Origin of the sequence: Actinomyces gerencseriae DSM 6844, assembly GCF_000429265.1 — a bacterium.
Classification (GTDB): domain Bacteria; phylum Actinomycetota; class Actinomycetes; order Actinomycetales; family Actinomycetaceae; genus Actinomyces; species Actinomyces gerencseriae.
Window position 1 is genome coordinate 310143 of sequence record NZ_KE386872.1, and the last position, 11479, is coordinate 321621.

Annotated in this window: 7 protein-coding genes; 4 read left to right on the forward strand and 3 right to left on the reverse strand. The window is 71.4% G+C overall.

Annotated features, from left to right (window positions below; translation table 11 throughout):
- Positions 1-15: 15 nt before the first annotated feature.
- From G448_RS16690 to G448_RS0113025, 3 genes are all read right to left on the reverse strand, one after another.
- Positions 16-1062, reverse strand: coding sequence for a YwiC-like family protein (locus G448_RS16690; RefSeq protein ID WP_084436763.1), 1047 nt, complete (start codon positions 1060-1062; stop codon positions 16-18).
- A 1015-nt stretch (positions 1063-2077) separates the two neighbouring features.
- Positions 2078-3760, reverse strand: coding sequence for a phosphoglucomutase (alpha-D-glucose-1,6-bisphosphate-dependent) (gene pgm, locus G448_RS0113020; protein ID WP_026408332.1), 1683 nt, complete (start codon positions 3758-3760; stop codon positions 2078-2080).
- A 246-nt stretch (positions 3761-4006) separates the two neighbouring features.
- Positions 4007-5005 (reverse strand): hypothetical protein, encoded by a 999-nt coding sequence (locus G448_RS0113025; protein WP_026408333.1) that lies wholly within the window; start codon positions 5003-5005, stop codon positions 4007-4009.
- Positions 5006-5185: 180 nt separating this feature from the next.
- Here G448_RS0113025 and G448_RS0113030 point away from each other — a divergent pair, with 180 nt between their 5' ends.
- The 4 genes from G448_RS0113030 (at position 5186) to G448_RS0113045 (ending at position 10689) form a co-directional block, all read left to right on the forward strand.
- Positions 5186-5584: a Rid family detoxifying hydrolase gene (locus tag G448_RS0113030; protein WP_026408334.1), complete on the forward strand. Its 399-nt coding sequence runs from the start codon at positions 5186-5188 to the stop codon at positions 5582-5584.
- Between the two features lie 240 nt (positions 5585-5824).
- Positions 5825-7405 (forward strand): DUF5129 domain-containing protein, encoded by a 1581-nt coding sequence (locus tag G448_RS0113035; protein ID WP_034495284.1) that lies wholly within the window; start codon positions 5825-5827, stop codon positions 7403-7405.
- A 27-nt stretch (positions 7406-7432) separates the two neighbouring features.
- Complete coding sequence (locus G448_RS0113040; protein ID WP_034495286.1) at positions 7433-9025, forward strand: DUF5129 domain-containing protein; 1593 nt, start codon at positions 7433-7435, stop codon at positions 9023-9025.
- A 239-nt stretch (positions 9026-9264) separates the two neighbouring features.
- Positions 9265-10689 carry an ATP-binding protein gene (locus G448_RS0113045; RefSeq protein ID WP_034495287.1) on the forward strand — a complete coding sequence of 475 codons (1425 nt, stop codon included), beginning with the start codon at positions 9265-9267 and terminating at the stop codon, positions 10687-10689.
- The last annotated feature ends 790 nt before the right edge of the window (positions 10690-11479 follow it).

Below are 11479 nucleotides of genomic sequence, written 5' to 3' on the forward strand. Positions count from 1 at the left end.
CGGTGCTCGTTCCGCTCAGCCCAGCAGCAGGCTGAGCAGCACGAGCAGGGAGACGATCATCTCGAGGCGTCCGACGAGCCTGACGCTGATGAGCGGCTGCCCGCTCCTCATGCGCCTGAGCTGGATCAGCGGCAGCACGGTGGCCCGCAGCGCCAGTAGGACCCACACCAGCGCATGCGCCCAGGACAGGAGCCCGTCCGCCGCGCAGCCGAGCGCCGCCGCCATCAGCGCGGCGTGGAGACCGACCGATCCGACGATCATCCCCCGGTCGCCGCGTTGGCGCACCATCGTCTTGACGTAGGGGACCGCGCCGACGAAGTAGGCCGCGAGGAAACCGGTGACCAGCCACATCCACGGCCACCCGGTCAGCGAGCCGTCCGGGCTCGCCCCCGCCAGTGCCGCGGCGTCCGGCCCCAGACCCAGCGGACCCCCGCGCCCCCCGGTGCCCAGGTCGTAGACGACGGGGGCCATGAGGGAGGCCGCCAGCGTCGTGGCGGCCCCCGAGAGCAGGGAGCGCTCCCTGCCGCGCCACGCCTGATGGATCGCGACCACGGCGAGCGGGACCAGAAGGAGCCCCCAGCGCACGAGATAGGGGGCGAGGAGCAGGGCGAGCACCGCCAGGACCGCCGTGGCCGCCGAGTAGGTGAGCAGCGGAGCCCGGAGGGCTGCCCGCTTGCGGGCCGTGCGGGTGCGCATCCACTGGGCCAGCACCCAGTAGCTGAAGTAGGCGAACCACCAGGCCGGCAGGGCGAGGGCGTCCACCCGGCTCCAGCCTCCGACGGCGATACCGACGATCGGCGGAAGGACGAGCATCCCCCATGCCCCGTGGTAGTTGGGCACCCAGCCGCGCCTGCCGCGCCGACGACCGGGCTTCTTCTGCGAGGAGGGTCTGGACGGCGCGGGCGGCTGGGACGGTTCGGGACGTGGCGACGGTGCCGACGGTTCGGGCTGCGCGGACGACGGCGGGGCCGGGGCCTCGCGCGGCCGGTCGGCGGCGGACGTCCTCTCCTCAGGGCGCTCGGTGCTGCGGCCACGGGGACCGGCGGGTGGTGACTGGCTCACACTCGCAAGCCTAGGAGGCCGGCAAGACGCCCGGCGAGCGTGATGACGCCCCGTTCGCTCCGGTTCCCGGGTCGGCGGGATTCACTCTGGGAACCGGGTCGGCCGGGCTCGACACGGCCGTCGCACCGTCGTCGGCCGGTTCCTCGCCATTCGTGTGTGAGGGCGTGGGTGGGGTGGGCGGGCGCCGGTGGTTCGGTGTCTCAGAGCGCGCGGTCGTACCCGGGGGCGCGTGGTCGTACCCGGGGGCGCGTGGTCGTACCCGGGGGCGCGTGGTCGTACCTTAGAGGGGCTCTAAGGTACGACCACGCGGAGTTGCGTACGACCGCGTGCGGGGGGGGTACGACCACGCGGCTTTACGTACGACCGCGCGGGGCCGATGGCGCACGAGGACGAAGCGGGGCACGCTCCCCGGCGCTCCGGGCTCCACAGGCCGGTGGCGTGCAGTGCCCAGGTCGGCGGAGCGCAACGGTGAGCATGCAGTGATGGGCTGTGCAGCGGCGAACTCCACCGGCACAGACCAGCGCAAGGCCGCATTGAGGGCAGCCTCGGCGCCGGGCTCCGCAGGCCAACAGCGCGCGGGCCAACAGCGCGCGGGCCAACAGCGCGCGGGCCAACAGCGCGCGGTGCGCAGACCAGCGGCTCGGGGCCGCGGGGCCGCGAAGTCCGTGGAACGCAGCAGGACCCGTACCGGTGCCGGTGCCGTGCGCCCGCAAGCAGCGCGCAACGAGCACTCAGGATCTCCGGGACTCATCCGAACATCCGAGCGCCGAGACGAACCCCTCCGGGGAACGGCGCGACGCGGACCAAAGCCCTCCGCGGAGACGACGGCGAGCGGTGCGCTACGCCGCCCCCGGGGCTCAGGGCGCCCGGCCCGGGGCTCCGGAGATGGGGATCAGTGAGACCCGGCAGCCGATGGCTCGAGCCGCCCGGCCCGGGGCACCCGCCGAATGATTGGTTCGAGATCGACCAACAGGGTGCTCGAGCCGCCCGGCCCGGAGTACCCGAGGTTCCGACGTCACTGCCCCAGCGCCGAGTCCACCACGCTCTTGGCCTCCTCCTGGACCACTGCCAGGTTCTCGGCCCCCTTGAAGGACTCGGCGTAGATCTTGTAGACGTCCTCCGTGCCCGACGGGCGTGCTGCGAACCAGGCGTCCTCGGTGGTCACCTTGAGGCCTCCGATGGGCGCGTCGTTGCCGGGCGCCCGCACGAGACGGCCGATGATCGGCTCGCCGGCGAGCTCGGTGGCCGTGACGTCCTCCGGCGCCAGGTCCGCGAGCCTGGCCTTCTGCTCCTTGGTGGCGGGCGCGTCGATGCGGGCGTAGGCGCTGGCGCCGAAGCGTTTCACCTGCTCCTCGTGCAGCTGCGAGGGCGTCTTGCCGGTGACGGCGATGATCTCGCTGGCGAGCAGGGCCAGGATGAGGCCGTCCTTGTCCGTGGTCCACACGGTGCCGTCCTTGCGCAGGAAGGAGGCTCCCGCGCTCTCCTCGCCCCCGAAGCCGACGGAGCCGTCGATGAGGCCGGGCACGAAGTGCTTGAAGCCCACCGGCACCTCCACGAGCGTGCGGCCCATGGCCGCCACCACCCGGTCGATGAGGCTGGAGGAGACCAGCGTCTTGCCCACCGCGCAGCCCTCGGGCCAGCCGGGGCGGTGGGTGAAGAGGTACTCGATGGCCACGGCCAGGAAGTGGTTGGGGTTCATCAGGCCGCCGTCGGGGGTGACGATGCCGTGGCGGTCGGAGTCGGCGTCGTTGCCGGTGGCGACGTCGTAGGGGGTCTTGCCGGCGGCGTCGGGCGTCATCTTGTCCCGCAGCGAGGCCATGGCGTTGGGGGAGGAGCAGTCCATGCGGATCTTGCCGTCCCAGTCCAGGGTCATGAAGTGCCAGGCCGGATCCACCTCGGGGTTGACCACGGTGAGGTCGAGCCCGTAGCGCTCGCCGATGGCGCCCCAGTAGTCGACGGAGGCGCCGCCCAGGGGGTCCGCGCCTATGCGCACGCCCGCCTCCCGGATGGCGTCCATGTCGATGACGTTCTCCAGATCGGCGACGTAGGTCTCCAGGTAGTCGTGCTTGACGACGTGGGGGCCGTCCAGGGCGTCGTTGATCGGAACGCGCGGCACCTCGCGCCAGCCGCCGGCCAGCAGCTCGTTGGCGCGGTTCGCGATCCAGCCGGTGGCGTCCGAGCCGGCGGGCCCGCCGTGCGGCGGGTTGTACTTGAAGCCGCCGTCGCGCGGCGGGTTGTGCGAGGGGGTGATGACGATGCCGTCGGCCAGGCCCGGGCCGGCGGTGCGCACGCCGGCCTCGGTGCCCGCGCCGTTGGCCCGCAGGATGGAGTGCGAGACGGCCGGGGTGGGCGTGTAGGACCCGCGGGCGTCGACGGCGGTGGTGACGCCCGCGCCCGTGAGCACCTCGATCGCGGTGCGCCAGGCGGGCTCGGACAGGCCGTGGGTGTCGCGGCCGAGGTAGAGGGTGCCGTCGGTGCCCTGGGAGCGCCGGTACTCCACGATCGCGGCGGTGATGGCCACGATGTGGGCCTCGTTGAAGGCGGTGTCCAGGGAGGAGCCGCGGTGGCCGGAGGTCCCGAAGACCACCTTCTGGGTCGGGACGGCGGGGTCGGGGACGAGGTCGTAGTAGGCGGAGAGGACCTCATCGATGTTGACGAGGTCGTCGGGCTGTGCTGGTTGTCCTGCGCGTGGGTGCATGGGGTCAGTGTGTCACCGATCACTGGACGTGTCCTGGGAATCCCGAAAGTCGGATGTGAGATCGTGCGAGGATGGCCTTCCCCGCGTTTCTCGTCCGGGCTTATCCGGTCTCATCCGCGCATGAGGCTCCCGTGCTCGCGGGGGAGGGCACTACGAGTGGTGGCCGGGGAAACTGCACAATCCAGCGGACCCCCGTGCTCGCGGGGGGGGCGGGCCCGACGACGCCGTGCGTCGTCACGGCCCGGGCTAGGCGGGAATCCAGTCCCACATGGTGACGTTGCGGCGGTCCGTCACCCACAGCTCGGCCCGTGTCACCCGGTTGCCCATGACGAGGAGGGAACCGCGCACCGGGTGCGGCACGTTCCGGAACAGCGTGTAGGCCCGGTCGCCCGTGTCGACTCCGATGCGGTCCTGGCCCAGGAGGTGCAGACGCGCCGTCGGGCGCGCCGGATCGGTCGTCAGCGCCCGCCACGCCTCGGGCGGTATCCCCCGCGGCAGGATGAGGGCCATGTCGGCGGCGTACTCGCCGGGGTCCCGACCGACCGGGGCGATGACGACATCGAGATGATGGTCCGTGATGAGCTGGAACGTCTCGTTCTGATCGGTGTCCACGCACAGGCGGGTCCATCCCATGGCCCCTTGGGCCCGCTCCCGCTCGGAGACGGTGACCTGGTGCAGCGAGCCTGTGGCCGAGCCGCTGTCCACGATTCCCCGGGTATCGCGCTTGATGAGTCGGGAGGAGGCGCTTCGCATGAGGGAGGGCAGGCGGCGTCCGTGAATGTGGATGAGCTCGTTGAGATCGAGCTCGGGCATGCCGGAGGCGCCGATGGTCTCGGGCGCGAACCCGTTGTTCCTGAGCCGCTTGCTCTCACGACCGCCGAGACGAAAACCGGTGCGGAACAGGTCGGAGCCCAGGAACGTGCTTCCAAGACTGCGTGCGTGCGGGCGCGAGGCGAAGGCGGTGGCGGTGGCTCGGGCGAAGGGCGTGCCGGTGAAGCGGGGGCGGGAGGGCTCGCCCATCGGCGTCGCGGGCGGAATCGGCGGCGTGCCGGTGAAGCGGGGGCGGGAGCCCCGCGCGCCTCCGGGTCCGGCCTCGACGGCGTCGGGGAATCCCTGGCGGCCCGTCTCCGCCGAGGTCCGAGACGTGGAGCCGGCCGCCTCGGCGGCGCTCGGGGCCGCTTGGCCGGTGAGGCTGCGAGCTCGGGCCGTCAGGTCGTCATGAGACGGGATGTTGGGTAGTTTCACGGTGGTCCTCGACGATGAGAAGAAGAGCGGGAAGGATGAGGGGTGAGTGCTGGGGCGATGCGAGCGGCTGCCGCCCAGTCTAGGAGGTCGGCGGGCGCCCGGGGCATGGGTAGTCTGACCCGGTTGCTCGCGTACCCATGCCGTTGCACCGGAAACGCACCCGTGTACCCAGGAGGGACCATGACCGTCAGTCGTATCGCCACCGCCGAGGCCCCCGCCGCCGTCGGCCCCTACTCCCAGGCCGTGTCCACCGGCGCCGCCGCCGGCAGCACCGTCTACATCTCCGGGCAGGTGCCGCTGGATCCGGCCACCGGTGCGCTCGTCGAGGGCGGCGTCGAGGCCCAGGCCGAGCAGGTTCTCAAGAATGTGGGGGCCATTCTGGTCGAGGCCGGCCTCGGGTACGCCGACGTCGTCAAGACCACCGTGCTGCTCGCCGACATCGCCGACTTCAAGGCCGTCAACGAGGTCTACGCCCGCTTCTTCACCGCTCCGGTGCTGCCCGCCCGTGCCGCCTTCGCCGTCGCCGCCCTCCCGCTGGGCGCCCGAGTCGAGATCGAGGCGGTCGCCGTCCGGCCCTGAGCGCGTCGGCCGCCCTCGGACGCGGGCCCGTCGCCGGGGGGGGGGAGGGGTCAGAGGCGAGCGCGACGGGATTGGCGAGGTCAGATCCGCTCCCCAAGGGTGAGGGCGGGGCAGCCCTCCCCGTGCGGGTCGCCCTCCACGGTGGCCAGCACGGCGATAACGCACGCCGGGGCAGCCCTCCCCGTGCGGGTCGCCCGCTTCCGCCGCGGAGGGCGGTCGTCGCTGACTACTGTGGGGCCCGTGAGCAACATACTGATCCGCTGGGGCGGTTCCCGCGCCGTGGCGTCATTGATCCTCAGGATTCTCGTTGTCATCCTGCTCGTCGTCGGGGTGCCGCTATTCGCCTACTGGCCCTTCGGCAAGGTGCACGCGCCCGCCGTGGAGGTCCACGACGAGGTCGGGATCCTCCAGGCCGACGCCACCGCCTCCTCCCTGGAGAACCTGCGCTTCCGCCAGGACGTGAAGCTCGCCGTCCTCACTCTCGACGCCAAGCCCAACGCCAACTTCAACAGCGAGGTCCTCGGCTACGCGCGCGAGAAGCACCCCGAGTGGATCAGCTCCTCCGACTCCAACTACTGGGCGGACGGCCTGGTCATCCTGGCGGTCTCGCCGTCGGGCCGCTGGACCGGCTGCTACTTCGGCGAGGACGTCAAGGTCGATACCGCCGTCCAGGGGGCGATTCAGGAAGCGGGCAAGAACTCCTTCCGAGAGCAGCGGTGGGCGCTGGGGATCGAGCAGATGGCCGGTTATGCCGCCGAGGTCATGGGCCGCCCGATCGTCTCGCCGTCGGGCGCGATCATCGTCGCCGGGCTCGGAGTGATCAGCGGCGGCGCCCTGGGGATCCTGATGCTCGTGAGTCGCAGCGGCGCCCGGCTGGCCTTCACCCGGGCCCGGCGCCACTACGCGCAGGTCACCGCCGACTACGAGGGCACGCAGATCAAGGCGGAGCTCATTCCCACCGACGACGCCCACGGCGCCCAGGTGCTGGCCCGCTTCGCCTGGTTCGAAGATCGCTACGCGGAGTTGACCCGCGCCTTCCGCGACTTCGGGGAGCCGCGCGGCGCCGAGTGGTTCTCCTGGAGGCGGCGGATGGACGCCAGGGGTCTCAACACCCGGGCCAGCGAGCTCGACTCCCTCGACGACGCCATCTCCCACGCCTCCGCCCTGCTGACCATGTCCGAGGGATGGCAGCAGGCCTGGGCCAACGAGCAGGGTCCCGTCCATGAGGACCTGGCCTCCTTCCAGAGCCTGTGCGCCTCGGTGGAGGCGAAGGGTCACCTCAGTACGGCGCAGGATCGCGACTGGCTGCGGCAGCGCTCGAACCGACTGGCCGCCATGACCAACGAGCTCTCCTCGGGGCGGCTGTCGCCCTCCGCGGCCCTCGACGAGTTGGACGTCATCTCCCGGGACGTGCGCGCCCGCGCCGATTCGCTGGCGCGCCGGGCGCTGGAGGCCGATACGTCCTCGTATCGCGATGGCCGCCTCAGCCGCTACGAGTCCGCGCAGAGCGGCTGGGGGTGGGGCAGGACCAACGGCTACGCGGGCTGGTGGGCCATGGGCGGGCACCAGTCCTCCTACGACCCGGCCTCGACGATCCGCATCAACCCCTCCTCCCCGGCCGCCGACGCCTCCGGTGTGCGGTGGGTCGGCGCCGGATCGGCCTCCCAGTTCTCGACGCCGATCTCCGAGCTCGTCACCGGTTACAGCTCGGCGGCCAGCTGGTCGCCGTCCTCCTCCGGTTCGGGCGGCGGCAGCGGTTTCTCGGGCGGCGGGTACTCCGGCGGGGGCTTCTCCGGAGCCGGGTCGAGCTCGCACTTCTGAGCGGGCCGGTGCGTGATCGTGAGGGTTATGGAGGTGCTCGGGGGCCGTCGGGCCCTTGGCGTGCTCGCCCTCAAGGTCGCGTTGGGCGTCGCCCTCATCGTGCTGCCGATCGTCGTCATCTGGATGTCGTCGAGCAGCACGCGTCCCCCTCGGGTCGAGGTCCACGACGAGGCCGGGATCCTTCAGGACGACGCCGTCCGGACCTCGCTCGAACAGGTCGACTTCCGAGAGGATGTCCACCTGGTGGTCCTCACGCTCGACGTCGACTACGACGCCGACTTCGATCGTGAGGTCCTCGACTACGCGCGCGCGGAGCACCCCGAGTGGCTCCTCTCCTCCGGCTCCAGCCAGTGGGACGATGACGTGATCGTCCTGGCGGCTTCGCCGTCCGGTCGCTGGGTCGGCTGCTACGTCGGCGAGGATGTCGAGGTCGACGCGGATGCGCAGGGGGATATCCGGTCCGCCGGCGAGAAAGCGTTCCGCTCGGGCGACTGGGCCGGCGGCTTCGAGGACATGGCGCGGGAGACCGCGAGCTCGATCGGGAGCCGGTTCCTGTCCTTCAAGGCGATCATGGTGGCGGCGGGAGTTGTTCTCCTGGGGGTCGTCGAGCTCTCGGCGCTCGTCCGGATCTCCATCAGCGGCAGGAGCGCCTTCGAGCGGGCGTGTCGTCACTGCGCCCGGGTCATCCGCGACTACGAGGTCATGCGGAGCAGGGCGGGGCTCATCCCCGCCGACGACGCCCACGGCGCCCAGGTCCTCGCCCGCTTTCGTCCGTGTGAGAGGGACTACGTCGAGCTTCCCCGGCGTCTCGGCGATTTCGGGCGACCGCGTGGGGCGCAGTGGGCGGTGCTCAAGGTGCGTTCGAGGGCGCAGGACCTGGAGCGCCGGGCGGCCGAGCTCGATTCGCTCAACGGTGTCATCGCCCATGCCTCGGCACTGTTCACGCGATCCGCCGGATGGCAGCAGGCCTGGGCCAATGAGCAGGGGCCGATCCGCGAGGACCTGACCGTTCTCGACAGCCTGTGCGATGGGGCGGGCACTCCCCGCATGCACAAGGCCAGGCGCCCCCTGAGCACGAACATCCACGTCGTGCGCATGTGGCTGCGCGAGCAGGCGCGTGCACTGGACCGGATGACCGTCGAGCTGGGCCGGGGCGGGCTGGGGCCCGCGGAGGCCCTGGACCGGCTCGACTCGATCTCCGGTCAGATCCGCTTCTGGGCCGAGCAGCTGGCCAGGAGCGCGATCGACGCCGACCGCTCCCACAGGCACGCCGAGCGCCTCCGGATGTTCGAGAAAGGGGTGGAGTCGTGGTCCGGCGACTTCTCCCGCCGGTACTCGGGCAGATGGAGTCTCAACGGGAGGAGCGGCTCATACGATCCGGCCTCGACCATTCGAGTCAACCCGTCCTCGCCGGAGGCCGGTCGCTCGGGCGCAGTCGGACGACGCGTGCCGATAACGGGCGACTCGTCGCAGTACTCACTGCCGATCTCGGGACTCGTCATCACGTACACGTCAGCGGCCATATGGTCGCCCTCCGTCTCGGGCTGGTCCGGCTGTGACGGGTCCGGCGGCGACTGGTCCGGCGGCGGGGGCTCCTCCGGGTCGAGCTCGCACTTCTGAGTGGGCCCGAGTGCCCCCGGGCGGAGCGGCCCGGCGGTCCGGGGGCGGAGCTGGACTCCGTGAGGGACACCCGCGCACCATCGGAAGCGGCGGCCCGTGGGCGGGAGCCACCGGGCCGGGAGACCCGCATCCGGGCGGCTGCCGGGGACCGCAGACGGTCACCGGTGGCGTCGTTGACGGCTCTGGCAGTACTGACAACCCGACTGACAACTACTGTTAATTCTTTTACAGTCGGTTCTGTGGACTGGATTGATCTCGACGTGCTGCTCGGACTCGATCCCGATGAGAGGGGGGCGAGACTCCTCTCGGCCCCGGAGTCGCAGTGGTTCGAGCGCAAGGCCTTCCGCGTTGACGCCAAGAAGTTGGCCGCCGCGGTCATCGGCATGGCGAACGCCGAGGGCGGGATCGTCGCCGTTGGACTGAGCGAGGGGAGGGTTGAGGGCGGTGACGCCGACCTCGGTCGCATCAATCGCCTGCGCCGCACTCCCGTGGAGCTCGTGGAGCCCCCATTGCTGCTTCGAACCGAGGAGGTCGAGGTCGTCGACGGCGAGGGGACTTCCGGCCGCGTCCTGCTCTTCGTCGTGGCGCCCAGCCGGCACGCCCACCAGCGTACGGACGGAGAGGCTTTCATCCGGGCGGGCGATTCGACCATCGCACTGAATCGAGCGGCGTGGCAGGAGCTCGTCTACGATCGGGAGGCGGACAGCTACGAGGCTCAACCGGCGCCGGTCGGGATGAGCGCGATCGATCCCGGGCACGTGGATCGACTCCGCCAGTGCATCGGTGCGCTCGGAGATGACCTGCACGTGCTTCGGGCCAGGAGCCTCGTCACAGCGGAGGACAGGCTGACCATCGCGGGCCTTCTTCTTCTCGGCGAGCGTCCCCAGCGGTATCTCCCGCAGTCTCTGGTGCGGGTCCTGCGCTACCAGGAGGATGAAGCCGGCGCTGGCTCGCGGCAGACCATGATCGCCGACGGCGACCGGCGTCTGGAGGGCGCGATCCCGGATGTCATCGACGCCGCCCGGATGCTCGTCGACGAGTGGGCGCCACGTCGTCGGGCCCTGAGGGCGGACGGGCGTTTCGGACCCGTCGATGTGATCCCGCGGGAGGCCTGGATGGAGGCGGTGGTCAACGCCGTCATCCATCGCTCCTACTCGATGGCCGGAGACCACATCAGGATCTCGATCTTCCCGCACCGCATCGAGGTCTCGTCGCCCGGGCGCTTCCCCGGCTTCATCGATCCCTCTCGCCCTCTGGAGATCGCGCGCTACGCCCGGAATCCGCGTATCGCCCGGGCGTGCTCCGATCTCGGCTATGCTCAGGAGCTCGGAGAGGGGATCCGACGCATGGTGGGGGAGATGCGGCAGTCGGGTCTGGGGGACCCGGTCTACCGGCAGACCTCCACGAGCGTCATCGTGCGGCTCGACGCATCCTCGCGGATCTCCGAGCCGGTCGCGCAGCGGGTCGGCGATGCTGCGCTTGACATCGTGCCCCTGCTCCGGTCGACCGGGCCGCTCGGGACCGCCGACGTGGCGTTGGCAATGGGAGTGACGCGGCAGACCGCGCTCAAGAGACTCAAAGCCCTGCGCGATGAGGGGCTGGTCGAGCGCGATGGCCGCTCCCCGCGTGACCCCCGGGCGACGTGGAGGGTTCCCGGGGCGTGAGCGCACCGGAGGCCGCGCCGGGGATGCGCAGGATCCGCCCGGAGGGGTCCCAGGGCGTGACCGCACCTTTGCGGTTCTTCGTGTTGTGGGGGCGTGGTGGGTGGGGTTGTTCGGGTCTTCTCTCGTCGGGGTCTCGGGGTGCCGGTTGATGGTTCCGGGGCGGGTGCGGGTGTGGCGGGGACCTGATCTCCCCGCCCCGGGAAGGGTCGGATGGTTCCGGGGCGGGTGCGGGTGTGGCCCGGTCCCCGGTGGGGGAGCGGGCACGAGGATGAAAAGGTCATCAGGCATGTGACGTCTCCCGGTCCCCGGTGCGGGGGGGCATGGTTCCGGGGCGAGTGCTGGCGCGCGTCCCGGGCCTGCGTCGTCCTGCCGGCGGGGCCCGCTCGTCGTCGTCTCCGCGGAGGACGTCGGCCCGCGCCGCACTATCCGCCGGCGGGGTTCGTTCGGCGCTAAGAGCGTTCCGGGCGCGCCCCTGCGCGAATGAGTCTCGGAGGTCCCGGGTGCTCGTCGCGCGTTGTTTGCGGGTGCGCGCATTGGCGTCGGCATGGGTTCTGCTGCGTTCCGCGGGTCCCGCAGTCCTGCGCTGCTGGTCCGCGCGCCGTGCGCCGTCGGCCTGTGGAGCCCGGGGCGCCGGGGAGCGTATGCCGCTTCGTCGCCGTGCGTCATCGGTCCCGCGCGGTCGTACGTAAAGCCGCGTGGTCGTACCCCCGGCGCGCGCGGTCGTACGCAACTTCGCGCGGTCGTACCTTAGAGGGTCTTTAAGGTACGACCGCGCGCTTCCGGGTACGAC

Coding starts and splice junctions, on each gene's coding strand:
- pgm (WP_026408332.1), bottom strand. CDS start 3,760: ATGCACCCACGCGCAGGACAACCAGCACAGCCCGACGACCTCGTCAAC.
- G448_RS0113030 (WP_026408334.1), top strand. CDS start 5,186: ATGACCGTCAGTCGTATCGCCACCGCCGAGGCCCCCGCCGCCGTCGGC.
- G448_RS0113040 (WP_034495286.1), top strand. CDS start 7,433: ATGGAGGTGCTCGGGGGCCGTCGGGCCCTTGGCGTGCTCGCCCTCAAG.